The sequence below is a fragment of the Streptomyces sp. NPDC021019 genome, from assembly GCF_044333295.1.
Lineage (GTDB): Bacteria > Actinomycetota > Actinomycetes > Streptomycetales > Streptomycetaceae > Streptomyces.
On the sequence record NZ_JBIRQR010000004.1, the window covers coordinates 61828 to 85621 of the forward strand.

Genomic DNA, 23794 nt, shown 5'->3' on the forward strand with positions numbered 1-23794 from the left:
GGAAGACAAAGAGCGCGCCGATCCGGCGCGCTCTTCGCGGTGCGGGTGAGAGGCACGCCCGAGGCGTACCGGTGGGGTGTACGGACGAGAAGTGCGGGGCCCGGCTAGGCGGGGGCGGCGAGCTCCGCCCAGACGGTCTTGCCGGGTGCGTCCGGGGTGCGCAGGACACCCCAGTCGAGGCAGAGGCGCTGCACGATGAACATGCCGTGCCCACCGGGCCGGCCGGCGCGGTGCGGCGTACGGGGGGCGGGCTGACCGGCTCCCCGGTCGACGACCTCCACTCGCAGGACCTTGGGTGTGTGGCCGATCCGGAGCTCCTCGGGGCCCTCCGCGTGCAGACAGGCGTTCGTCACCAGCTCGGAGACGACCAGCAGGACGTCCTCGGCGGCGGCCCTGCGGTCCGCGGTGGACGCCGGGAGCCAGCCCCAGTCCTGGAGCGCCTGCCGGGCGAAGTCACGGGCCATCGGGACGATGCCGCTGGCCTGTGCGAGTGAGAGGGTGCGCCACTGCCGCTCGGCCGGAGCGGGCGTGGCCGCGCCCGCTCCGTCCGGATCGCGACCGAGGTCGCCCGGCGGATGCTGCCGGGTGGTGCCCATCAGCGCTTCACCTCACCGATTCGCCATGTCGCCATGTCGCCTTCGAACAGATAGTGATCAGTTACCGAGTGTGCCGGAGCCTTCGCGCGGCGCCGCCGGGGTGTCTCCTGCCCTGCCGTGTCGCAACAACACACACTTGAGGCACACGATCGCGCGACACAGCCGACATCGGGGACGCCCGCGGTCGCGCACTCATGCCGGTTCAGTTGACCAGGGCCTCTTCGAGCGTGGCGTGGACGGTGAAGACCGCCTCCGCGCCGGTGATCTCGAACACCCTCGCCACTACGGGCAGCATTCCGGCCAGATGAACCCCTCCGCCGACCGCCTCCGCCTTGAGGCGGGCGCCGAGCAGGACGTTCAGTCCGGTGGAATCGCAGAAATCCAGCCGGGAGCAGTCGACCACCAGACGTGACCGCCCCTGCTCGACCGCACGCTCCAGGGGCTCGCGCAGCAGATCGGCGGTGTGGTGGTCGAGCTCACCCACCGGCGTCACGATCTCGCTGCGCCCCTCGGTCCGGGCCTCGACCTGAAGTCGACCCCGGTTAGCACTGCCGACCGTCCCGCGGTCCATGCCTGTCCCTCTTCGCCGTTCGTCACTGTGCGCGTCACTGCCTGTGCGGCTGTATGCATAGCTGCCGCCGACGTGCCTAAAACAGTACGCGTTCCGTTCGCCACGCGGTAGTCGGAGACCTCAACAAACCGGACATATGGCGGCATTTGGCGCTTGTCACTGCTGGCCACGACCGGGTATGGGTAGAGGGACACCAGAAACACGACCGGCTTTGGAGGCGCCGCTTCACCGCAGGAACACGTAGGGGCATCGGCAGCCATATGCCGAGAACGATGGAGGAGACCCATGTCACCCCGGCTCGACGAAGCGCGTACCCACAACGCGCCGTCGGCATGTCCTCAGGGACCGACCAATTCCGACTCCCCCGCCGCGAGCGCCGTTCCCGGCCCGCGCACCAGCAGCACCGGCACCACCGGCACCACCGGCACCACCTCAGACTTCTCCGGCGCGGTCGGCGAGGGACTCGAAGGACTTCCCGAGATCCCGCCCTACGCCGAAGTGGGCGCTCTCGACGCCAGGGCCCTGTCGAAGACGCTCTTCGAGCGGCTGGAGTCCCTCGACGAGGGCACGCACGAGTACAGCTACGTCCGCAACACCCTCGTCGAGCTCAACCTCGCGCTCGTCAAGTTCGCCGCCTCCCGGTTCCGCTCCCGCAGCGAGCCGATGGAGGACATCGTCCAGGTCGGCACCATCGGCCTGATCAAGGCGATCGACCGGTTCGAGCTGAGCCGCGGCGTGGAGTTCCCCACGTTCGCGATGCCGACGATCGTCGGCGAGATCAAGCGCTTCTTCCGTGACACCAGTTGGTCCGTGCGTGTACCGCGCCGGCTCCAGGAGCTGCGGCTCGACCTGGCGAAGGCCGGCGACGAGCTCTCCCAGCAGCTGGACCGCGCGCCCACCGTGGCGGAGCTGTCCGAGCGCCTCGGCATCAGCCCGGAGGAGGTCGTCGAGGGCATGTCCGCGAGCAACGCGTACACCGCGAGCTCGCTGGACGCCAAGCCCGAGGAGGACGACAACGAGGGCGCCCTCGCGGACCGCATCGGCTACGAGGACCACGGTCTCGAAGGAATCGAGTACGTCGAGTCGCTGAAGCCGCTGATCGCGTCGCTGCCCTCCAGGGACCGGATGATCCTCTCGCTCCGCTTCGTCAGCAACATGACGCAGTCGGAGATCGGCGAGGAGCTGAACATCTCGCAGATGCACGTGTCCCGGCTGCTCTCCAGGACGCTGGCCAAGCTCCGCAAGGGACTGACCGTGGAGGAGTGACTCCGACGCGGCCCGCAGTCCTCCCAAGGGGCTCCACGGCCGTTCGAGCAGCACCGCGGAAGGACCCGCCCCGGATGCCGGGAGCGGGTCCTTCCGCGTGCGGAGGCGCAGTGCCGGTGCCGGTGCCGGTTGCGAGCCCGCCCCGGGTGCTCGCTTGCCCCGGGTGCTCGCCTGCCCCGGGTGCGGCTGACGAGCCGATCCTCAGGTCGCCAGGCTCCGGGTGAGTTCGCGCACCTGCTGGCGCAGCGCGGCCGTCCACTCCTTCGCATGGGGTCCCGCGATCTTGAGGTGATCGCTCTCGGCACTCTCGGCGGCCCGCCAGTCCACCTCGATGTTCGCCTTCTCGGCCAGGGCCAGCACCGTGGCGACGAACCCTTGGGAGAGGGTGGCCATGACGGCGTGCCTCGTGACGCCGTGCCAGGCGAGCAGAGCGTCGGCGTACGCCGCGAATGCGCTGGGGTCGATCTGGCACTCGTCGGCCTCCATGGGGCCGATGCCGGCTGCCAGACCCAATTCGGCTTGATAAAGGGCTACCTGACGTGTGAACAGCTGAGATGCGCCGTTCGACGGGTTCCACAGGGTTCGGTCACCCATTTTGTAGTACTGACTCACGTCACCCTCTCGCTGGCCACCGGGCCGACCTTACGGCTCGTCAGGCCCCCACGGAAGGCGAGCCGGGGCCCGCTCCCGTGGAGCGTTCGATCATGAACGCGTCCCGGCCCCGGCCCCCCGGGGCGCCGTCACACCACCCGCTGTCCGCTCCGCCAGACCGCGCGGACCAGCGGGACGCCCGGGCGGTAGGCGAGGTGGACGTGGCTCGGAGCGTCGAGGAGGACCAGGTCGGCGCGGGCGCCGGGGGTGATCCGGCCGATGTCGGTACGTCGCAGGGCGGCGGCCCCGCCGGCGGTGGCGGACCAGATGGCCTCGTCCGGGGTCATCCCCATGTCCCGCACGGCCACCGCGACGCAGAACGGCATGGACGAGGTGAACGACGAGCCGGGGTTGCAGTCCGTGGAGAGCGCGACGGTGGCTCCGGCGTCGAGGAGGCGGCGGGCGTCGGGCCAGGTGGCGCGGGTGGAGAACTCCGCGCCCGGGAGCAGCGTGGCCACCGTGTCGCCCTGGCCGAGCGCGTCGACGTCCGCGTCGGTGAGGTGGGTGCAGTGGTCGGCCGACGCCGCGTCGAGCTCGACGGCGAGCTGGACGCCGGGGCCGTACGTCAGCTGGTTGGCGTGGATCCGGGGGTGCAGCCCCTTGGCGCGGCCCGCCGTGAGGATGGCGCGGGCCTGGTCGCCGTCGAAGGCGCCCTGCTCGCAGAACACGTCGATCCAGCGGGCGTGCGGGGCGCAGGCCTCCAGCATCGGGCCGGTGACCAGGTCGACGTACCCGGCGGGGTCGTCGGCGTAGTCGGGGGAGACGATGTGGGCTCCGAGGTAGGTGACCTCGTCGGTGTGGCGGGCCGCGACCCGCACGGCGCGGGCCTCGTCCTCGACGGTGAGGCCGTAGCCGGACTTGGTCTCGAAGGTGGTGGTGCCCTGGCTCAGGGCTTCGGCGAGGTAGCGGGCGACGTTGGCGGAGAGCTCCTCGTCGGAGGCGGCCCGGGTGGCGGCGACGGTGGTGCGGATGCCACCGGCGCGGTAGGGCCGCCCGGACATGCGGGCGTTGAACTCCTGGGTGCGGTCGCCCGCGAAGACCAGGTGGGAGTGGGAGTCGACGAAGCCCGGGATCACCGCGCGGCCGGCCGCGTCGAGGACGTTGTCAGTGGCGGGTGCTTTGCTGGATTCACCGGTCCAGACGATGCGGTCGCCGTCGATGACGACAGCCGCGTCCTGGATCAGGCCCAGGGGGGTCCCGTTGCCGAGGGAGGGGTCATTGGTGACCAGACTGGCGATGTGGGTGACGGCGGTGGTCGTCATCTGGAGAGTGTTCTCCTTGCGTTCCGGGGGTCCGGTTCCGGTTCTGCGGGCGGGTTCCGGTCCGGTTCTGCGGGCGGGGTCTCGGGCGGGCCCGAGGGCTCGGGCGGGGTCCGGTTCCGGTTCTGCGGGCGGGTTCCGGTCCGGGGGCTCGGGCGGGCCCGGGGTCAGTGGTGCAGGGCGGCCACGGCCTCGGCGAGCGCCCGGGGCACGTCCTCGATCCGGGTGTGACGGCCGTCCCGGACGATGTGCCGGCCCGCCACGACCGTGTGCCGCACATCAGCGGCGGAGGCGGCGAATACGGCGGTCTCCGCTGCCAGTCGGGGCACCGGCCCGGCCGTCCTGACGGAGTCCAGGGCGACGGTGGTCAGATCGGCGGGGGCACCCGGCTCCAGCACGCCCGCGTCGGGGCGCCCGAGCGCGGCGTGCCCGTCGGCGGAGGCGGCCCGGAGCAGGGCGGCCGCCGTCCAGTGGCCCCGGATGTGCGTGCGCAGCCGCTCGTTGAGCTCCATCGCGCGCGCCTCCTCGAAGAGGTCGATCACGGCGTGGCTGTCGCTGCCCAGCGAGAGCGGCGAGCCCGCCTTCTGGAGGGCGGCGGCGGGGCCGATGCCGTCGGCCAGGTCGCGTTCGGTGGTGGGGCACATACAGGTGCCGGTGGCCGAGGAGCCGAGCAGCTCGATGTCCGCCTCGGTCAGGTGCGTGTTGTGGATGCCGGTGGTGCGCGGGCCGAGGACCCCGTGGTCGGCCAGCAGCCGGGTGGGGGTGCGGCCGTGGGCGGCCCGGCAGGCGTCGTTCTCCGCCGTCTGCTCGGAGAGGTGGACGTGGAGCGGGGCGTTCCGCTCATCGGCCCACCGCACGACGGTGGCCAGCTGTCCGGCCGGGACCGCCCGGACGGAGTGGACGGCCGCGCCGATGAGGGTGTGGTCGTCGCCCTTGAGGAGGGAGGCGCGCTCCGCCCAGGCCTCGGCGGTGGTGTCGGAGAAGCGCAGCTGGTGCCGGTTGGGCTTCTCGCCGAATCCGGCGGCGAGATAGGCGGTGTCCAGCAGGGTGATCCGGATCCCGGCCTCGGCGGCGGCCGCGATCAGCGCTTCGCCCATGGCGTTCGGGTTGGCGTAGGGGGTGCCGCCGGGGGCGTGGTGCAGATAGTGGAATTCGCCGACGGAGGTGATACCGGCCAGGGCCATTTCGGCGTACGTGGCGCGGGCCAGGTCGAAGTAGGTGTCCGGGGTGAGCCGGGAGGCCGTCCGGTACATCAGCTCGCGCCAGGTCCAGAAGGTGCCCGAGCCGACCTGGACGGTGGCGCGCAGGGCCCGGTGGAAGGCGTGGGAGTGGGTGTTGGCGAGGCCGGGGAGGGTCAGGCCGCGCAGCACGGTCGCGCCGGGCGGCGGGGTCTCGACCCCGGTCCTGATCCCGGCGACGCGGCCGTCCGCGACGTCCAGGGTGACGCCCGGCTCGACGTGGGTGCCGAGCCAGGCGTGGTCCATCCAGTACGTCGCGGTGACGGGTGCGCCCGTCGTCCGGTGTGTCAGCTGCACGCGAGACCTTCCAGTACGTCGGCGAGTGCCTCGACGCCGGCCGCGCAGTCGTCCTCGGTGGCGTGCTCGGCGGGTGAGTGCGAGATGCCGGTGGGGTTGCGTACGAAGAGCATGGCGGTGGGCGCCGAGGCGGACAAAATACCCGCATCGTGGCCCGCGCCGGTGCCGAGGACGGGCAGGGGACGCCCCGTGTCGCCGCTCGCCTCCAGGATCTTGCCGAGCTCGTCGCGCAGGGCGTGCTCGAATGCGACGACGGGCGTGAACGACTCGCGGACGACGTCGAGGTCGATCCCGGCCCGCTCGGCGTACTCCCGGGCGGCCCGCTCGATTCCGGTGACGACGGCGTCGAGGGTGGCCTGGTCGGCGGCGCGGGAGTCGAGCCAGCCGCGTACGAGGGAGGGGATGGCGTTGACGCCGTTGGGCTCGACCGCGATCTTGCCGAAGGTGGCGAGGGCGCCGGTCAGTTCGGCCTCGCGGCGGGCGGCGAGGACGGTCTCGGCGTACGTGAGCATCGGGTCGCGGCGGTCGGCGAGGCGGGTGGTGCCCGCGTGGTTGGCCTCGCCCCGGAAGTCGAACCGCCAGCGGCCGTGCGGCCAGATGGCGGAGGCGATGCCGACGGGGTCGCCGGTCAGGTCGAGGGCGCGGCCCTGCTCGACGTGGAGTTCGACGAAGGCGCCGATCCGGGCGAGCCGTTCCGGGTCGGGGCCGATAACCCCGGGGTCGTATCCGGCGGCTTCCATGGCGGCGGGCAGGGTGGTCCCGTCCGCGTCGCGCAGCCGGTGGGCGTCGGCGACGGCGAGCTGTCCGGCTGCGAGCCGGGACCCGACGCAGGCCAGGCCGAAGCGGGCGCCCTCCTCGTCACCGAAGTTGGTGATCGCCAGCGGACGGGTGAACTCCACTCCCCTGCGGTGGAGTTCGTCGAGCGCGGCGAAGGAGGACACCACACCGAGCGGGCCGTCGAAGGCGCCGCCGTCCGGGACGGAGTCCAGGTGGGACCCGGTGACGACGGCGTCCCCGGCCAGGGGGTCGCCGAGCCAGGCCCACTGGTTGCCGTTGCGGTCGGCCTCGTACGCGAGACCGCGTGCCTCGGCCTGCGCGCGGAACCAGGCCCGGCAGTCGAGGTCCGCCGGCGACCAGGCGTAGCGCCGGTAACCGCCGCTGTCGGAGTGGCGTCCGACGGTGGCCAGCTCCCGCCACATCGAGAGGAAGGAGTCACCCGCGCGCCACTGCTCCCCCGAGGTACCGGGAGCGGTGGCGGGCTCGCCCCCGGGCGCGCCGGGGTTGTTCTCGGACATGCCGGGGTTGTCTCCGGGCCTGCCGGACGGCATCAGTTGCCCTCCGTCATGGGGACGCGTACGCCCTGGTCGGCTGCGACGTTCTCGGCGATGTCGTACCCGGCGTCCACGTGGCGGATGACGCCCATGCCCGGGTCGTTCGTCAGCACGCGGCGGATCTTCTCGCCCGCGAGCTTCGTGCCGTCCGCGACGGAGACCTGGCCCGCGTGGATGGAGCGGCCCATGCCGACGCCGCCGCCGTGGTGGAGGGAGACCCAGGAGGCGCCGGAGGCGACGTTGACCATGGCGTTGAGCAGCGGCCAGTCGGCGATGGCGTCGGAGCCGTCGAGCATGGCCTCGGTCTCGCGGTACGGGGAGGCGACCGAGCCGCAGTCCAGGTGGTCGCGGCCGATGGCCAGCGGGGCGGCCAGCTCGCCGCTCGCGACCATGTCGTTGAAGCGCTCGCCGGCCTTGTCGCGCTCGCCGTAGCCGAGCCAGCAGATGCGGGCGGGCAGGCCCTGGAAGTGGACGCGCTCGCCGGCCATCTTGATCCAGCGGTGCAGCGACTCGTTCTCCGGGAACAGCTCCAGCATCGCCTTGTCGGTCTTGTGGATGTCGGAGGCCTCGCCGGAGAGCGCGGCCCACCGGAAGGGGCCCTTGCCCTCGCAGAAGAGGGGGCGGATGTAGGCGGGGACGAAGCCGGGGAAGTCGAAGGCGCGGTCGTACCCGGCGAGCTGGGCCTCGCCGCGGATGGAGTTGCCGTAGTCGAAGACCTCGGCGCCGGCGTCCATGAAGCCGACCATGGCCTCGACGTGGCGGGCCATCGACTCGCGGGCGCGCCGGGTGAAGTCGGCGGGCTTGTCGGCGGCGAGACCTGCCATGTCGTCGAAGTCGACGCCGAGCGGCAGGTAGGCCAGCGGGTCGTGGGCGCTGGTCTGGTCGGTGACGATGTCGATGGGCGCGCTCTCGGCGAGCATCCGGGGCAGCAGTTCGGCGGCGTTGCCGAGGAGGCCGATGGAGAGCGGGCGGCGGGCGTCGCGGGCCTCGACGGCGAGCTGGAGGGCGTGCTCCAGGCTGTCGGCCCTCACGTCCAGGAAGCGGTGCTCGATCCGGCGCTCGATGGCGCGCGGGTCGCAGTCGATACAGATGGCGACGCCGTCGTTCATGGTCACGGCGAGCGGCTGGGCGCCGCCCATGCCGCCGAGTCCGGCGGTCAGGGTGATCGTCCCGGCCAGCGTCCCGCCGAACTTCTTCGCGGCGACGGCGGCGAAGGTCTCGTAGGTGCCCTGGAGGATGCCCTGGGTGCCGATGTAGATCCAGGACCCGGCGGTCATCTGGCCGTACATGGTGAGCCCGAGCGCCTCCAGGCGGCGGAACTCCTCCCAGTTGGCCCAGTCGCCGACCAGGTTGGAGTTGGCGATGAGCACGCGGGGCGCCCACTCGTGGGTCTGCATGACGCCGACCGGCCGCCCGGACTGGACGAGCATCGTCTCGTCCTGCTTGAGCGTCCGAAGGGTGCGGACCATCGCGTCGAACGAGCGCCAGTCGCGGGCGGCCTTCCCGGTGCCGCCGTAGACGACGAGCTTGTCGGGGTGCTCGGCGACCTCGGGGTCGAGGTTGTTCTGGAGCATCCGCAGGGCGGCTTCCTGCTGCCATCCCAGGGCGGTCAGCGCGCTGCCGCGCGGTGCCCGTACGGGGCGGGGTCCTGACATGGCGGTGCCTCCTCGCGACGGTGAAAATCTATTCACATCCTGATGCTCTGAATAGTCGTAGTCAACAGGTGCGGTTCGCGTCGCGGCCGGGAACAGGTTCTGCCAGTGATGCGCGGCATGGACCGGAGGCGTCGATGAGCACTGCCGAATCCCCCACGACCGGCGATCCCACGAACCCCGGAGGATCGCCGCCGCTCAAGCGCGCCCTCGGCACCAAGCTGCTGATCCTCTTCGTCATCGGCGACATCCTGGGCACCGGCATCTACGCGACCACCGGGAACGTGGCGGGCAAGGTCGGCGGCGCGCTGTGGCTGCCGTTCGCGATCGGTTTCGCCGTCGCCCTGCTGACGGCGGCCTCGTACGTGGAACTCGTCGGCAAGTACCCGAAGGCCGCCGGGGCCGCGCTCTACACCCAGAAGGCGTTCAAGGTCCCCTTCCTGACCTTCGTCGTGGCCTTCATGGTGATGTGCTCGGGCCTCTCCTCGGCGAGCGCGGCGGCGCGGGCGTTCAGCGGCGACTACCTGGGGGAGTTCACCGACGCGGTGCCGCCGACCCTGATCGCGATCCTGTTCGTCCTCGCCCTCGCCGCGATCAACCTCCGTGGGGTCGCCGAGTCGGTGAAGGCGAACGTCGTCCTGACCCTGGTCGAGGTCAGCGGACTCGCGGTGATCCTCGCGATCGGCGCGTACGCCGTGTTCAGCGGCGACGGCGAGCCCTCCCGGCTGACCCAGATCGAGACCGGCGGCACCGGGTACGCCCTGCTCACCGGGGTGCTCGGCGCCACCGCGCTGGGCTTCTTCGCCTTCGTAGGCTTCGAGGACTCGGTCAACATGGCCGAGGAGACCAAGAACCCCGCCCGCGCCTTCCCCCGCGCGATCTTCATCGGGGTGGGCATCACCGGCACCGTCTACGTCCTGGTCGCCCTGGTCTCCTCGCTCCTGGTCGACTCCCGCACCCTGGCGGGCTCCAGCGGCCCGCTGCTGGAGGTGGTGAAGGCCGGGGGCGTCGACTTCCCGCCGAAACTCTTCGCGCTGATCGCCCTGTTCGCCGTCACCAACTCGGCGCTGATCAACATCATGATGGCCTCGCGGCTCTGCTACGGCATGGCCAACGAGCGCATCCTGCCGCCCGCGATGGGCAAGGTGCTGGCCGGCCGCCGCACCCCCTGGGTCGGGATCGTCTTCGTCTCCCTCCTGGCCATCGGCCTGGTCTCCACCGGCGAGATCGAAGGGCTCGGCGACACCACCTCGTTCCTGCTGCTCTGCGTCTTCGCCGTCGTCAACATCGCCGTGCTGGTGCTCCGCAAGGACCGGGTGGGCCACCACCACTTCCGTACCCCGACGGCGCTTCCGGTGCTCGGCGCGCTCACCTCGCTGGTCCTGGCGAGCCCGCTGGCCGACCGGGGCTCCGATGTGTACGTCCGGGCCGGGGTCCTGCTGCTGATCGGGATCGGACTGTGGGTGGTCAACAAGGCGGTGATGACGGCCCGCGAGAAGTCGGGCGCCGTGGGCGCCTGACGGGACGACGACGAGGCCCCCGCCACCGCGTTCCGGCCGCTCCTTTACACCGCGAGCCGCATGTACCAAAGGAAAATGCCAGAACCTCCACCGGCCGTAAGCACGTTGCGTAGCCTCTGCGTTACAGCCGTACGCCACGTCGGGAGGGGAGATCCGCGTGCCCGGAATCGACGAGTGCCTGCTCGAAGTCATGAGGCTGCCCGGCGCCCGGGGCGCCTCGGTGGTCGACTGGACGAGCGGTCTCGCGCTCGGCACCATCGGGGAATCCCCCAACGGCGACCACGAGGCGACCGCCGCGGAGACGGCGGAGGTCGCCCGGATGACCGCCGAGCAGCCGGCCTTCGCCCACCTCGCCCCGGACGGCGGCACGGAGCACCCCGGACAGGCGCCGAGCACCCCCGTCGAGGACGTCATCGTCACCGCCCATGGCGGGTACCACCTGCTCCGGTTCGTCGAGACGGCCTTCGACAGCAGCGTCTTCCTGCATCTGTGGCTGGACCGCTCCGAGGGCAATCTCGCGCTCGCCCGGATGCGCCTGGGCGAGCTGGCCGAGCGCCTGGTGCTGGCATGAGCGCGATAGCCGCCGACCCCGACGCCCCCGGCACGGAGCGGCTCCCGGTGCTCTCCCCGATGCTCCAGCGCCTCGCCGCCGAGCGCGCCACCGGCGCCCTGATGCGCGACCGCGGCACGCTCTATCTCGCCGACGGCCAGGTGGTGCACGCCGAGAGTCCCGCCACCCCCGGCATCGATGTCCTGCTCACCGCCGGCGGGACCCTGCGGCACGAGGGGTGGTGGGACGCCGTGGCCCAGGCCGGGGCGCACCGCCGGGTCGGCCGCTACCTCGTCGACAGCGGTCATGTGCCGGGCGGCGCCCTGGAGTTGTGCCATCTCGGCGCGCTGTACGACGCCGCGTTCTTCGCACTCGCCCCGACCGGGACGCCCGCCCGCTTCCGCTACGGGGTCGCGCACTGGATCGGTCCGGTGCGGCCGGTCCCGGTGGCCGCCGTGGAACGCGAGACGCTGCGCAGACGGGAGTTCCTGGACCGGATCTGGCCCGACCCCGCCTGCGACGGAGCGCCACTGCTGCGGACGGCGGCGCGTCCGTCCGACGCTCCGGTACCGGCCCGGCAGCGCCGGCTCCTGGAGCTGGCCGACGGGGTCCGTACGGCCTCGGACATCGCGCAGGCACTGGGCCGTTCGGCGTTCCACATCCTGGTCGACCTGCGGCGCCTCGCGGCAGCCGGCCTGGTGGAGGCGGTCCGCGCGCAGCCCCTTCCGGCCTCGTCCGCACCCGGCCGGATCACGCTCCCCGAGGTGACCGCCGACCCCGACATCCGCCTGCTGCGCCGGCTCCGAGACGCATTGGAGGCCCTGTGATACGCGCGCTCAGACAGCGTGCCGGGAGGAGACAGCTGATGGTGCCCGAGGCCGAAGTGCGTGATGTCCTCGTCGAGCTCCAGCGGTTACGCGCCCGGGTCCCGCTGCTCTCCGGGGCGCTGGCCGCCTCCACCGACGGCCTGGTCCTGGCCCACGACACCCCGGGCGTCGAGGCGGAGGGCGTCGCCGCCCTCACCGCGGCCGCCCTCGGCGTCTCCATCCGGATGACCGACGCCACCGGCCGGGGCGGCTTCCGCGAACTGCTGGTCCGCGGCGACAGGGGCTACATCGCCACCTACGCCGCGGGCTCCTCCGCCGTCCTGACCCTGCTGGCCGAGGACCGCATCAACGTCGGCCGGCTCCATCTGGAGGGACGCCGCGCGGGCGCCCGTATCGGCGAACTCGTCGACGCCGCGCTGCCACGCGCGGAGCGCCCCGCCCCCACCGCACCCCCGCGCCCCGCCACCGCGCCCGGCCGCACCCTGCCGCAACGCCCCACATAGGCGGCCCGCCCCCACCCGCAGCGTCACCACCACCCCCGGGACTCACGCCATCACGCAGAAGCCCGCGCACCGGCCCGCACAGCGGCCACCACAGAAACGGACCCGGTCACCGCGACCGGCCAGGGAAAGGAAACGAGCCTCCATGGCGAACACCGAAGCGGCACTGAAGGAAGCGATGAGCTCGATCGAGGGCGCCACGGGTGTCGCCCTCGTCGACTACACGAGCGGGATGGCCCTGGGCACGCTCGGCGGCGGCAAGGACTTCAACCTGGAGGTCGCCGCCGCGGGCAACACCGACGTGGTCCGCGCCAAGCTCCGCACCATGGAGCACCTGGGCATCAAGGACGAGATCGAGGACATCCTGATCACGCTCGGCACCCAGTACCACCTGATCCGGCTGCTCAAGACCCGTGGCAACAACGGCCTGTTCCTGTACCTGGTGCTGGACGCGAGCCGGGCGAACCTGGCGATGGCCCGCCACCAGCTGAAGAAGATCGAGGCGGGCCTGGAGGTCTGATCCCGGAACGGTCCGACCTCTGCGAGGTCTTCGGTTCGGTCCTCAGGAGGTCGCGCCTCACCGGCGGCGACGCCGCGCCCCGCCCGGCGCGGCGTCCCCGGCCTCCGGCCCCGTCGCCCGGAACGCCTTCACCCGCTTGCCCACCGGACCCCCGTGCCCGGTCCAGTCGGTGCGCACCCAGTACAGGACGTCCTCACGGCGCTCCCGCTGTCCGATGCGCACGGCCTTCAGCCACAGGCCCGCACCCGCCCCGGCGAGCAGCAGCCCGCCGGCCCCCGGCAGCGCGAACGAGGACGCCACCGCGACGACGAACGCTCCCAGCAGCCACCATCTGCGCCCGCGCCGCCACATCCGTACGGTCACGGCCCGGTCCTGAAGGAAGTCGCCCCGCCCGGCGCGGGAGGCGCTCCGGGCCAGTTCCGCGTACCGCTTCCCGCGCGCCAGGGCCACGGCGGCCGCGGTGACGATGAAGAGCGCCGCCCCGGCCAGCAGCCCGATCCGACGCCCGGTCAGCCCCGGCACGAACGCCCCCGCCCCAGCGGCCACCAGACCCGCCCACCACAGTGGCGCCGCCCCTGCCCGTACGGTCACGGCCACTCTCGCCAGCGACTGCCCACCGCGTCCCACGTCCCTACCCCTCTCACTCCGCGACGCCGCGAACCCGTGTTCCCGGTTTCCGCGATCCATGATCCGGCGCGCCGCCGATGCCGCGGCGCTTCTGGGCGCGGAGATTAACCGCCGCAGATGAGCGATGCCTGAGAAAATCCGCGAGAGGGCCGGACGCGGACCTTCACTCCACGAACAGACCGCGCGCCGCCGCCCGGGCGTCGAACTCCTCCAACCGGGCCTGGGCGTCGGGGAGTCCGTCGCACATCGCCTCCAGCAGCACCCGGCCGAGCAGCATCGGCGCGCAGACGGTGTCGAAGGAGAGCCCGGAGCCGATCGCCGCCGGGAGCAGCAGATCGCTGTGCTTGGCGACGGGCGCGAACGCGGAGTCGGCGACCGTCACCACGGTCAGCCCCTGGTCCCGGGCGTACGCGAGCGCGTCCACGCTCTCCTTGGAGTGGCGCGGCAGTGCGAAGCACATCAGGACGGTGGCCCCGGCCCGGCGGGCGGAGTCGATCCGGTCGGGCAGCATGCTGCCGCCCTCGTCGAGGACCCGGACGTCAGGGTGCACCTTGGCGGCGAAGTAGCCGAAGCCGCGCGCCTGCGAGGAGGCGGCGCGCAGCCCCAGCACCGGCAGCGGCCGGGAGCCGGCGAGCAGCCGGCCGGCCCGCTCGACGGGCGCGGGGTCGGCGAGCACGTCACAGAGGTGCTGGAGGTTCTCGATCTCGGCGCGGACGGCCTGCTGGTACTCGTTGTACGTCTCCCCCGGGTCCTCCTGCTCCCCGTCGGCGGGCGCGACCTCGCGCAGGTGCCTGCGCAGCGCCGGGTAGCCGTCGAAGCCGAGGGCGACGGCGAAGCGGGTGACGGAGGGCTGGCTGACCCCGGCCAGCTCGGCCAGCTCGACGCTGGAGAGGAACGGCGCGTCGGCGGCCCGGCGGACCATGCAGTGCGCGATACGCCGCTGGGTGGGCGTGAGCCGGTGGCCCTCGAAGAGCCGCTGCAACCGTGCGGCGGGGCTGCTCCCACTCATGCCTGTCCCCTTGCTGGATCCGTCGCGCCACGACCGGCGCCGACCGTTCTATTCAGCCAGGAAGGTCGCTGTATGTCCATATGCAGGAGCGGGGCGGGGTCAGGACGGCGCGGTGCCGACAGGGGGGTTAACCCCACGAAAGCTGGGGGCTAGCCCCACTGCGGGCGGGGATCCGGCTCCGTACCGTCGTAGGCATGGAAGCCCGTGACCACGAGCTCAAGAAGGAGCTCGCCGCCACCCTCCAGGCCCGCGGCGAGCTGGGCGCGGAGTACGAGACCGCGCTCATCGACTCGTTCCTGGAGAAGGTCGAGCAGCGGCTCGACACCACGCTCGACCGCCGGGTCCGCCGTCAGCTCGCCGAGCAGCAGATGTCCGTCGCCCGGGGGGCACGTCCGGCGGAGCCGTGGGGTTTCGGGGATCGGCACGGGCTGGGGATCGTCTCGCTGATCCTGGCCATTCCGCTGTCCGCGATCGGCGTCGCGAACGCCGGGATCGAGGGGCTGGTGGTGGCCTGGCTCGGCATCGTCGGGGTCAACGCGTTCCAGGCGGCGCGGGGCGGCGGCCTGTTCCGCCGCCGGGAGGAACGCGCGCCGTCCGACTGGAGGGACTGAGCGCCGCCACGATCGTCCACGACGGCACGAGCCTCCCGGAGCGTGACCGGGGCCCGGGCATGACAGCGCGGCCGGGCCCACGGGGAGTCCGGCCGCGCTGTCGTCTGCGAAGTCCGCGAAGTCCGCAAAGTCCGCAAAGTCTGTCGCGGGGACCGCCGCACCCCCGGTCGCCCGGGGGGCGGGACGACGGCGGTCCCCGCGAGGGACGCGGTCCGGGTCAGGGCCGGTTGCCCGCATCCGGGCGACGGTGGAGGTCCGGGAGCCGCTCCGTAGTCCGGTGTCGCCGTTCTGAGTGTCGGCGGGTTTCCCTGCCGACACCCATCAATATGCCGGAGCCGTGTTAAGCGGGTGCTGCGCGGACGTGACGCGCTCGTACCGTTCTCGCGAAGGCCCGCCGCTATCGCGAAGGCCGCCGCCTGCCCGTCAGGGGCCGCGACCCGGCCTGCTCCCGGCCCGTCAGGTGGCCGCGGCCCTGCCCCTGCTTCCGGCCCGTCAGGCCTTCGTCGTGCCCGCGTCCTTGGCGAGGAATGCCAGCAGGTCCTGCCTGCTCACGACACCCTTGGGCTTGCCCTCGACGAGCACGATCGCCGCGTCGGCCCCGTCCGCGCCACTGAGCACGGCCATCAGGTCCTCGACCGGTTCGCCGGAGCCGACCTGCGGCAGCGGCGCCGACATGTGCTTCTCCAGCGGGTCGGTCAGCGAGGCGCGCTGGGTGAACAGCGCGTCCAGCAGCTGCCGCTCCACGACGGATCCGATGACCTCGGCGGCCATCACGTCCGGGTGACCGGCGCCCGGCTTCACGATCGGCATCTGGGAGACGCCGTACTCGCGGAGCACCTCGATGGCCTCGCCGACCGTCTCCTCCGGGTGCATGTGGACCAGGGAGGGCATCGGGCCCTCCTTGAAGTCCAGGACCGCGCCGACGTTGGCGGAGGTACCGGTGTTCTCCAGGAAGCCGTAGTCGGCCATCCACTCATCGTTGAAAATCTTGCTCAGGTAGCCGCGCCCGCTGTCGGGGAGCAGCACCACGACGACGTCCTCGGGGCCGAGCCGCCGGGCGACCTCCAGGGCCCCGACGACCGCCATGCCGCAGGAGCCGCCGACGAGCAGCCCCTCCTCCTTGGCGAGCCTCCGCGTCATCTGGAAGGAGTCCTTGTCGGACACCGCGACGATCTCGTCGGTGACGGTGCGGTCGTACGCGCTGGGCCAGAAGTCCTCGCCGACGCCCTCGACCAGATACGGCCGCCCGGAGCCGCCGGAGTAGACCGAGCCCTCCGGGTCCGCGCCGATGACCTGCACCGCGCCCTCGCTGACCTCCTTGAGGTAGCGCCCGGTGCCGCTGATCGTGCCGCCGGTGCCGACGCCCGCGACGAAGTGGGTGATCTTCCCCTCCGTCTGCTCCCACAGTTCGGGACCGGTGGTCTCGTAGTGCGAGCGCGGGTTGTTCGGGTTGGAGTACTGGTCGGGCTTCCAGGCGCCCGGCGTCTCGGTGACCAGCCGGTCGGAGACGTTGTAGTACGAGTCCGGGTGCTCGGGGTCAACGGCGGTGGGGCAGACGACGACCTCCGCGCCGTACGCGCGCAGCACGTTGATCTTGTCCGTGGACACCTTGTCCGGGCAGACGAAGATGCACTTGTAGCCCTTCTGCTGGGCGACGATGGCGAGGCCGACCCCTGTGTTGCCGCTGGTCGGCTCGACGATCGTGCCGCCGGGCTTCAGCTCCCCGCTCTGCTCGGCCGCCTCGATCATGCGCAGCGCGATGCGGTCCTTCACCGACCCGCCGGGGTTGAAGTACTCGACCTTGGCCAGGACCGTCGCCTGGATACCTGTCGTGACGTTGCGCAGCCTCACCAGCGGGGTGTTGCCGACAAGACTGATCATCGAATCGTGGAATTGCACCGTGTACTCCGGGATCTCCGAGATGGTCCGGCCCAGAGTATGCGTACAGGCCCCACTCTGCGTACGGGAAGGAGTACACCGAGCCCCCGGCGGGGCAAGTAGGTACGTGTACGGCTGTACGGCGAGGAGGAGGTGGACCGGACTGTGTCGAGAGCAAGGGTGGCACGGCGGATCGCGGCGGGCGCGGCCTACGGCGGTGGCAGCATCGGGTTGATCGGTGCGGCCGCCGTGGGCGTGTTCCTGGCGGAGGTCCAGCTCGCGAAGAGGCAGGTGGGCGGCGGGGCGGCTCCGGTCCCGCCGAGCGCGGACGGGCGGTACGGAGTGGCGTTCGCCGGGCCGAACGACGCGATGCGGCTCGGGATGCTCGGGGACTCGACGGCCGCCGGCCAGGGCGTGCGGCGGGCCGGGCAGACCCCGGGCGCGCTGCTGGCCTCGGGGCTCGCGGCGGTGGCCGAGCGACCGGTGGACCTGCGGAACGTGGCCCTGCCGGGGGCCAGGTCGGACGATCTGGAGCGGCAGGTGTCGCTGCTGCTGGCCGACCCGGCACGCGTCCCGGACGTCTGCGTGATCATGATCGGGGCGAACGACGTCACGCACCGGATGCCCGCCACCCAGTCGGTGCGCTGTCTGACGACGGCGGTGCGCAGGCTGCGGACGGCGGGGGCGGAGGTGGTCGTCGGGACCTGCCCGGACCTGGGCACGATCGAACCGGTCTACCAGCCGTTGCGCTGGGTGGCCCGGCGGGTGAGCCGGCAGTTGGCGGCCGCGCAGACCATCGGCGCGGTGGAGCAGGGCGGGCGCACGGTGTCGCTGGGCGATCTGCTGGGCCCCGAGTTCGCGGCCAACCCGCGCGAGCTGTTCGGTCCGGACAACTACCACCCCTCCGCCGAGGGCTACGCCACGGCGGCCATGGCGGTGCTGCCCACGCTGTGCGCGGTGCTGGGCCTGTGGCCGGAGACCGACCGCCTGGACGGCGCACGCCGCGAGGACATCCTCCCGGTGGCGAAGGCCGCGTCCCAGGCGGCCCGGGAGGCCGGTACGGAGGTCACGGGGGCGCGCGCTCCCTGGGCCCTCCTCAAGCACCGTCGGCGGCGGCGTCTGCCCGCCTCCACGGAGCCCACCCCGCACCCGCACCCGGACGCCGCCCACGGGCACGCGTAGGGGGCGTCGCCACCCGGCAGGACTTCGCAGGACACCGGCAGGGCATCTGAGCAAGCGCTTAGAAAAGAGTTCCGCATCACACGGCCTGCCGGGTGACCCCGACGATACGTCCGGGTAACTTCCAGAGGAGTTCCGTCCGTCCACACAGCCTTCCAGCCCCTTGGAGCCGCGTGATGCCCGAAGCCGTGATCGTCTCTGCCGCCCGTTCGCCGATCGGCCGCGCCTTCAAGGGGTCCCTCAAGGACCTGCGCTCCGACGACCTGACCGCCACGATCATCCAGACCGCGCTGGCCAAGGTTCCCGAGCTGGACCCGAAGGACATCGACGACCTGATGCTGGGCTGCGGCCTGCCCGGCGGCGAGCAGGGCAACAACCTCGGCCGCATCATCGCCGTGCAGATGGGGATGGACCACCTTCCCGGCTGTACGGTCACCCGCTACTGCTCGTCCTCGCTGCAGACCAGCCGGATGGCGCTGCACGCGATCAAGGCGGGCGAGGGCGACGTCTTCATCTCGGCCGGCGTCGAGATGGTGTCCCGCTTCGCCAAGGGGAACTCCGACAGCCTCCCGGACACGCACAACCCGCTCTTCGCCGACGCCGAGGCCCGCACCGCCGCCCGCGCCGAGGAGTCCGGCGCGAGCTGGCACGACCCGCGCGAGGACGGCCTCGTGCCGGACGCGTACATCTCGATGGGGCAGACGGCGGAGAACCTGGCCCGGTCCAAGGGCGTCACCCGCCAGGAGATGGACGAGTTCGGCGTACGGTCGCAGAACCTCGCCGAGGAAGCCCTGAAGAACGGCTTCTGGGAGCGGGAGATCACCCCGGTCACCACTCCCGACGGCACCGTGGTCGCCAAGGACGACGGCCCGCGCGCGGGCGTCACCATGGAGGGTGTGCAGGGGCTGAAGCCGGTCTTCCGCCCCGACGGCCTGGTCACCGCGGGCAACTGCTGCCCGCTCAACGACGGCGCCGCGGCCCTGGTGATCATGTCCGACACCAAGGCGCGCGAGCTGGGCCTGACCCCGCTGGCCCGGATCGTCTCCACCGGCGTGTCCGGTCTCTCCCCCGAGATCATGGGGTACGGCCCGGTGGAGGCCAGCAGGCAGGCGCTGAAGCGGGCCGGCCTGACCATCGACGACATCGACCTCGCCGAGATCAACGAGGCGTTCGCCGCCCAGGTCATCCCCTCCTACCGGGACCTCGGCCTGCCGCTGGACAAGGTCAACGTCAACGGCGGCGCGATCGCCGTCGGCCACCCCTTCGGCATGACCGGCGCCCGCATCACCGGCACGCTGATCAACAGCCTCCAGTTCCACGACAAGCAGTGGGGCCTGGAGACGATGTGCGTGGGCGGCGGCCAGGGCATGGCGATGGTGATCGAGCGGCTGAGCTGAGCCGCAGCGGAGGGTAGGGGTCGTGCGAGGTACGAGTGCGGCACCTGCCCGCAGCGGAGGCGAAGCTCAGCGCGACCACCAGCACGAGCGGCTGAGCTGAGCCGCAGCGGAGGGTAGGGGTCGTGCGAGGTACGAAGGCGGCACCTGCCCGCAGCGGAGGCGAAGCTCAGCGCGTCCACCAGCACGAGCGGCTGAGCTGAGCCGCAGCGGAGGGTAGGGGTCGTGCGAGGTACGAGTGCGGCGCCTGCCCGCACCGGAACCCTGGCCCCGCTCCCGTGCAGCGGGCGTTTCGAACCCCACCGAGCTCCGACCGTGACCGAATCTCCCCCAGGATGTGATCTGCACCCCGGGGGAGAATCGTTTCCGCAGGTCAGCGCCGATATGGGACTAAACATAGGACCGAAAGACCTGTCCATTTCGTGACGTAATGCACTGACAGCACGTACCGGTACAGGCCAAGCTGATGTAGGAAGTCGGGGGTATCGATAGAAACCGGGAGTATGTCAGTGAGCGCCATGTCATTTGCCCTGTTGCTGACCACCGCCGCTGCCACGGCCGTCGGCGCCGCCGCACTGCACGCCGCTCACGGGCTGCGCAAGCAGGTCGCGGCGCTGCGCACGGAGCTGGCCGCCGGTCACGACCTCCATGCTTCCGTGCCGCCACAGAGCCGCGGTACGGCCACTCCCGCCGAGGAGATACGCGCGGCCGTCGCCGAAGCGCTCGCCGAGGAGCGCGAGCGCGAGCTGGCCGAGGCGCGCGCTTTCTGGGCCGCCCAGGAGGCCCGTGACGCCGCCGACGCCCCGTCCCTGCTGGGCGGCCTGTCCGGCCTCGGCGACGACGCCCCGTACTACCTGCCCCGGCAGGCCGACTTCGCCGGTCTGGAGTCGATGGACCTCGAAGCGGCCGAGGCGATGGAGGAGCTCGCGGAGCTGAGCGAGCGGACCCTCGCGGAGCACGAGGTCGGCGAGCTGACCGACCTCCCGGAGATCGCGGAGTTCCCCGAGGACTCCCCCGAGCTGGCCGCCGCACGCCGCCGCCACCCCTCGCACCCGGACTTCATCCCCGTACAGACACCGGTGGTCACCGACCACGAGCGCACCGTGCACCGGCTGGAGGAGCTGGCCGACACGGCGACCGAGCTGACCGACGTACGGCCCGGCCCGCTGGGCACGCTCGACGTGTACGTCTTCGCCGACGGCACCACGCTCTGCATGACCCCCGGTCACCGCGAGACCGCCGAGCGCCTCGCCGACGCTCTGCGGGCCGGCCGGCAGCCGGTGCTGCTGGGCGGTTCGGGAGTCTCGGGCGCCTACGCGCTGACCTTCTCCTGCGGCGAGGACAACGTGTACATCCTCGCCGACCGCGTCATCGCCTCGCTCTGACCGCCGGGCGCGGGCCCCTCGCACGCATCACGCGAACGCCCGCGCCGCCGCTTCCCCGACATACCGCACGGCCTCGTCCAGCTCCTGGGACGGGGCCGTTTCCAGTGCCACGGCCAGGTCCCGCCCGGCGACGGCGAGTTGGTCGCCCACGGCGAACATCCCGGCGTCCGGCAGCTCACGCGGCTCGGCGTCCGGGTTCTCCAGGCGCTGGGCCCGGTCGGCGAGTTCGCGGGCCGCGGCCAGCGCCTCGGCGGCCGCACCGCGCTGGAGGCGGCTCTGCGGGGCCGAGCGCAGCCGGTCGGCGAAACGGTCCACGGCCAGGATCAGGGGCGTCGTATCGAGCACCCGGCCGACCCTACGCGGCCCTCCCGCCCGGCTGCCAACGCCGCGGGGCCGCACGGAACGCGGAACGGCCCGCAGGCACGATGCCTGCGGGCCGTTCCGGTGTCGCGGGTACTGCGGGTGTTACGGGTGCTCGCCGGACGGTCAGTCGTCGCCGCTGAGGATCGCGACCAGGCGCAGCATCTCGATGTAGATCCACACCAGGGTCACGGTGAGGCCGAAGGCCGCCAGCCAGGACTCCTCGCGCGGTGCGCCGTACGCGATGCCGTCCTCGACCTGCTTGAAGTTCAGGGCGAGGATGCACGCGCCGATGACGATGGCCACGATGCCGAAGATGATGCCGAGCGCACCGCTGCGGAAGCCGAGGCCGTCACCGCCGCCGAAGACGGCGAACAGGAGGTTGACCATCATCAGCAGCGAGAAGCCGATGGCGGCCGCCATCACGAAGCCGTAGAAGCGGCGCGTGACCCGGATCAGTCCGGTCCGGTAGGCGATCAGCACACCGGCGAAGACCGCCATGGTGCCGATCACCGCCTGCATCGCGGCGCCGGGAGCCCAGTAGACACTGACGATGTTGCTGATGACGCCGAGGAAGACACCCTCGAACGCCGCGTACGTCAGGATCAGCGGCGGCGAGGGCCGGCGCTTGAACGAGTTCACCAGCGACAGCACGAAGCCGATGATCGCGGCGCCGATGGCGACGCCGATCGCCGTGCCGACGTTCGCCTCGTCGACCGGCAACGTCCACCAGGCGGCGGTCGCGGCGACGATCACGGTGCCGAGCGTCATCGCCGTACGCGTCACCACGTCGTCGATGGTCATCACGTCGGGACGGGCGGGCGCCTGCGGGGCGCCCTGGATGTCCGTCTGCGCGTAGGGGTTGGTGGCGTACGGGTTGGCGGCGGTGCCCTGCGCGTACGGGTTGCCCGTCGCGGGGGCCCCGGCCTGCGGCGTCGCGTTGAAGCCCGCGTGGCCGTTGTCGCGGCTGAACCCCCGTCGCGAGAAGACCGGGTTGCTGCTCCTCATCTCACTCCTCCATGGCCACACTGCGTGGCCTTGCCACAAGAGTAATGGGTAGGCAAAAGAATCACCCTAGTGCCAGGGGAGGATCTTTGCGGCAGCCCGGAGTGGCGGCCGCCGAGCGCCTGGGAGAGCTGCCGTGCGGGCCGGGATGACCTATCCGGACGCCGGTCACTGCCTGGGCCGTACGGGTCACGCACAGTGCGGCGCGTGGTGCCCGGAGCCGGACTCGAACCCGCACCGCCTTGACCCTCTGACCTGCGAAAACGCCAGGACCAGCCAATATCCATCCCCGACCGGACCCAGCCAGGGGCAACCAGGGGCAACCAGGGGGAGCCAGCCGGGCCCCGTGCGCCAATTGGCGCACGGGTTGGCGCACGGGTTGGCGCACCCTCAGCACGACGAAGGCCCGGCAGTGATCTGCCGGGCCCGACCGCGTCACCGGTCAGCCCAAGGGCCGCAGAATGAACACGCGCACGGCGTTCTCCGGCGCCCCGTCCTCCTCGTCGTAGTCATCGCTTCTGGCGATCTCCTCAGACGTCGGGTAGGCGTCCCCGCTGTGGCCGGTAAGCGCCTCGTACATCCCCACCCCGCCGCCCGCCAGCGGCGAGTACCCGTTGGCCTCGGAATCCCGCTGGAGGATCACCGGGGTGTCGCCAGGGAGGTCACTGAACTTCTCCAGGAGCGCCCGCAGCGTAGCCAGGGTCAGGGGGTGGAACTCGTCGTCCTCGGAGTCCGGGACGGGGGTGTCGGTCGTCATGCGGCGACACTAGCGACCGCCCCGACCCCCCGTACGCCAAAGGCCCGGCAGTCACCCGCCGGGCCTCCGGGAGCAGCCGGGCGCAGGGTCAGCGGCGAGCGGTCACCAGGAGCGTCCCGATGTGCCCGGCCTCCGGCGCGTCGAGGACCCGGGCGTCGACGTCGCGGAACCCCGCCCGCTCCAGCAGCCCGGTCCACCGGCGCGGCGTGTAGCTGTACCGGTAGGTGTAGAGCGCCCTGCCGGCGAACCCGCCCTTGTACATGCCCTGCGGCCCGTACGCCCCGGGGATCGCCGGAGGGTGGGAGAACGCGAGGACCCCGCCCGGCCGGAGCCGCGCGGCGACGAGCGGGAGCAGCCGGGCCGGGTCGGTGAACCACACCGCGCCGAAGATCGAGTAGATGGCGTCATAGGTCTCGGTGTCCGCGGCGAGGGTCTCCAGCACCTCCCCACAGACGAAGTCGGCCCCGGTGCCGGCCCACCTCTCCGTCACCTTCTTCACCATGACCGGCGACAGGTCGACGCCCGTCGCCTTCACCCCGCGCCCAGCCAGGAAGGCGAGCGCCCGGCCCGTGCCGCAACCGATCTCCAGCGCGGTCCCCGGATCACCCAGGAGCTCCGGCCCCGGTCCGTGCCCGGCGTACTGCGTCCAGCAGAAGACCGGCTGCATGTCGTCCTTGAACGCGCTGCCGGCATACGTATCCCACAGCTCGGTCTCGGCTGCGATGTCGTGTCGTGCGGGCACAGTGCCTCTCTCGATGCGTTGACGGGGAAGGCCCCTGCCCTCCGCACGGGCGGAGGACAGGGGCCAGCG

The 23794-nt window shown here is 72.0% G+C and carries 24 protein-coding genes; 10 read left to right on the forward strand and 14 right to left on the reverse strand.

What is annotated here, in order from left to right; translation table 11 throughout:
* Nucleotides 1-104: 104 nt before the first annotated feature.
* Together ACH4RG_RS22745 and ACH4RG_RS22750 are read right to left on the reverse strand one after the other, a co-directional pair.
* Nucleotides 105-596, reverse strand: a complete 492-nt coding sequence (locus ACH4RG_RS22745; RefSeq protein ID WP_397921222.1) for an ATP-binding protein — start codon at nt 594-596, stop codon at nt 105-107.
* Between the two features lie 202 nt (nt 597-798).
* On the reverse strand, nt 799-1167 hold the full coding sequence (locus tag ACH4RG_RS22750) for an STAS domain-containing protein (RefSeq protein ID WP_397921220.1): 369 nt from the start codon (nt 1165-1167) through the stop codon (nt 799-801).
* A 285-nt stretch (nt 1168-1452) separates the two neighbouring features.
* Here ACH4RG_RS22750 and ACH4RG_RS22755 point away from each other — a divergent pair, with 285 nt between their 5' ends.
* Nucleotides 1453-2433, forward strand: a complete 981-nt coding sequence (locus tag ACH4RG_RS22755) for an RNA polymerase sigma factor SigF (protein ID WP_397921218.1) — start codon at nt 1453-1455, stop codon at nt 2431-2433.
* 201 nt (nt 2434-2634) lie between these two features.
* Here the strand turns inward: ACH4RG_RS22755 and ACH4RG_RS22760 are convergent, their stop codons facing one another.
* The 5 genes from ACH4RG_RS22760 to hutU all read right to left on the reverse strand — a co-directional run bounded on the left by ACH4RG_RS22760 (nt 2635) and on the right by hutU (nt 8864).
* Nucleotides 2635-3027 (reverse strand): DUF6086 family protein, encoded by a 393-nt coding sequence (locus tag ACH4RG_RS22760; RefSeq protein WP_398163008.1) that lies wholly within the window; start codon nt 3025-3027, stop codon nt 2635-2637.
* Nucleotides 3028-3173: 146 nt separating this feature from the next.
* A complete protein-coding gene (gene hutI / locus ACH4RG_RS22765; RefSeq protein ID WP_398540058.1) occupies nt 3174-4346 on the reverse strand; it encodes an imidazolonepropionase in 1173 nt (390 codons plus the stop codon).
* Between the two features lie 164 nt (nt 4347-4510).
* Nucleotides 4511-5878 carry a formimidoylglutamate deiminase gene (locus ACH4RG_RS22770; protein ID WP_397921214.1) on the reverse strand — a complete coding sequence of 456 codons (1368 nt, stop codon included), beginning with the start codon at nt 5876-5878 and terminating at the stop codon, nt 4511-4513.
* Nucleotides 5869-7173, reverse strand: a complete 1305-nt coding sequence (locus tag ACH4RG_RS22775; RefSeq protein WP_397921212.1) for an allantoate amidohydrolase — start codon at nt 7171-7173, stop codon at nt 5869-5871. The genes ACH4RG_RS22770 and ACH4RG_RS22775 overlap by 10 nt, the downstream gene beginning before the upstream one ends.
* Nucleotides 7174-7205: 32 nt before the next feature.
* Nucleotides 7206-8864 (reverse strand): urocanate hydratase, encoded by a 1659-nt coding sequence (hutU, locus tag ACH4RG_RS22780; RefSeq protein WP_397928239.1) that lies wholly within the window; start codon nt 8862-8864, stop codon nt 7206-7208.
* Nucleotides 8865-8998: 134 nt separating this feature from the next.
* Between hutU and ACH4RG_RS22785 the strand changes: the two genes are divergently transcribed.
* The 5 genes from ACH4RG_RS22785 (at nt 8999) to ACH4RG_RS22805 (ending at nt 12778) form a co-directional block, all read left to right on the forward strand.
* Entirely contained in the window at nt 8999-10381 is a 1383-nt protein-coding gene (locus ACH4RG_RS22785) for an APC family permease (protein ID WP_398540059.1), read from the forward strand.
* A gap of 157 nt (nt 10382-10538) precedes the next feature.
* Nucleotides 10539-10952 (forward strand): hypothetical protein, encoded by a 414-nt coding sequence (locus tag ACH4RG_RS22790; protein WP_397921206.1) that lies wholly within the window; start codon nt 10539-10541, stop codon nt 10950-10952.
* Complete coding sequence (locus ACH4RG_RS22795) at nt 10949-11758, forward strand: winged helix-turn-helix domain-containing protein (RefSeq protein ID WP_397921204.1); 810 nt, start codon at nt 10949-10951, stop codon at nt 11756-11758. Before ACH4RG_RS22790 ends, ACH4RG_RS22795 begins: the two co-directional genes overlap by 4 nt.
* Before the next feature lie 38 nt (nt 11759-11796).
* Complete coding sequence (locus ACH4RG_RS22800; RefSeq protein ID WP_397921202.1) at nt 11797-12261, forward strand: roadblock/LC7 domain-containing protein; 465 nt, start codon at nt 11797-11799, stop codon at nt 12259-12261.
* A 142-nt stretch (nt 12262-12403) separates the two neighbouring features.
* Nucleotides 12404-12778, forward strand: a complete 375-nt coding sequence (locus ACH4RG_RS22805; protein WP_397921200.1) for a hypothetical protein — start codon at nt 12404-12406, stop codon at nt 12776-12778.
* A gap of 57 nt (nt 12779-12835) precedes the next feature.
* Here the strand turns inward: ACH4RG_RS22805 and ACH4RG_RS22810 are convergent, their stop codons facing one another.
* Nucleotides 12836-13375 (reverse strand): hypothetical protein, encoded by a 540-nt coding sequence (locus tag ACH4RG_RS22810; RefSeq protein ID WP_397921759.1) that lies wholly within the window; start codon nt 13373-13375, stop codon nt 12836-12838.
* A gap of 193 nt (nt 13376-13568) precedes the next feature.
* Nucleotides 13569-14414, reverse strand: a complete 846-nt coding sequence (locus ACH4RG_RS22815) for a MurR/RpiR family transcriptional regulator (protein WP_265601214.1) — start codon at nt 14412-14414, stop codon at nt 13569-13571.
* 194 nt (nt 14415-14608) lie between these two features.
* On the opposite strand from ACH4RG_RS22815, the gene ACH4RG_RS22820 reads away from it, so the two are divergent.
* Entirely contained in the window at nt 14609-15025 is a 417-nt protein-coding gene (locus ACH4RG_RS22820) for a hypothetical protein (RefSeq protein ID WP_398540060.1), read from the forward strand.
* Between the two features lie 492 nt (nt 15026-15517).
* On the opposite strand, the gene ACH4RG_RS22825 is transcribed toward ACH4RG_RS22820, so the two are convergent.
* On the reverse strand, nt 15518-16924 hold the full coding sequence (locus ACH4RG_RS22825; RefSeq protein WP_397921195.1) for a cystathionine beta-synthase: 1407 nt from the start codon (nt 16922-16924) through the stop codon (nt 15518-15520).
* A 159-nt stretch (nt 16925-17083) separates the two neighbouring features.
* Between ACH4RG_RS22825 and ACH4RG_RS22830 the strand changes: the two genes are divergently transcribed.
* From ACH4RG_RS22830 to ACH4RG_RS22840, 3 genes are all read left to right on the forward strand, one after another.
* Complete coding sequence (locus tag ACH4RG_RS22830) at nt 17084-18085, forward strand: SGNH/GDSL hydrolase family protein (protein ID WP_397921756.1); 1002 nt, start codon at nt 17084-17086, stop codon at nt 18083-18085.
* A gap of 173 nt (nt 18086-18258) precedes the next feature.
* On the forward strand, nt 18259-19479 hold the full coding sequence (locus ACH4RG_RS22835) for an acetyl-CoA C-acetyltransferase (RefSeq protein ID WP_397921193.1): 1221 nt from the start codon (nt 18259-18261) through the stop codon (nt 19477-19479).
* Between the two features lie 515 nt (nt 19480-19994).
* A complete protein-coding gene (locus ACH4RG_RS22840) occupies nt 19995-20861 on the forward strand; it encodes a hypothetical protein (RefSeq protein WP_397921191.1) in 867 nt (288 codons plus the stop codon).
* A gap of 27 nt (nt 20862-20888) precedes the next feature.
* On the opposite strand, the gene ACH4RG_RS22845 is transcribed toward ACH4RG_RS22840, so the two are convergent.
* The 4 genes from ACH4RG_RS22845 to ACH4RG_RS22860 all read right to left on the reverse strand — a co-directional run bounded on the left by ACH4RG_RS22845 (nt 20889) and on the right by ACH4RG_RS22860 (nt 23725).
* Nucleotides 20889-21206 (reverse strand): hypothetical protein, encoded by a 318-nt coding sequence (locus ACH4RG_RS22845; protein WP_397921189.1) that lies wholly within the window; start codon nt 21204-21206, stop codon nt 20889-20891.
* Nucleotides 21207-21347: 141 nt separating this feature from the next.
* Nucleotides 21348-22229 carry a Bax inhibitor-1/YccA family protein gene (locus ACH4RG_RS22850; RefSeq protein WP_397921187.1) on the reverse strand — a complete coding sequence of 294 codons (882 nt, stop codon included), beginning with the start codon at nt 22227-22229 and terminating at the stop codon, nt 21348-21350.
* A 439-nt stretch (nt 22230-22668) separates the two neighbouring features.
* Entirely contained in the window at nt 22669-22983 is a 315-nt protein-coding gene (locus tag ACH4RG_RS22855) for a hypothetical protein (protein ID WP_398540061.1), read from the reverse strand.
* Nucleotides 22984-23071: 88 nt separating this feature from the next.
* The gene (locus ACH4RG_RS22860) at nt 23072-23725 is read right to left on the reverse strand and encodes a class I SAM-dependent methyltransferase (RefSeq protein ID WP_398540062.1); all 654 of its coding nucleotides are present in this window, start codon (nt 23723-23725) and stop codon (nt 23072-23074) included.
* Between the last annotated feature and the right edge of the window lie 69 nt (nt 23726-23794).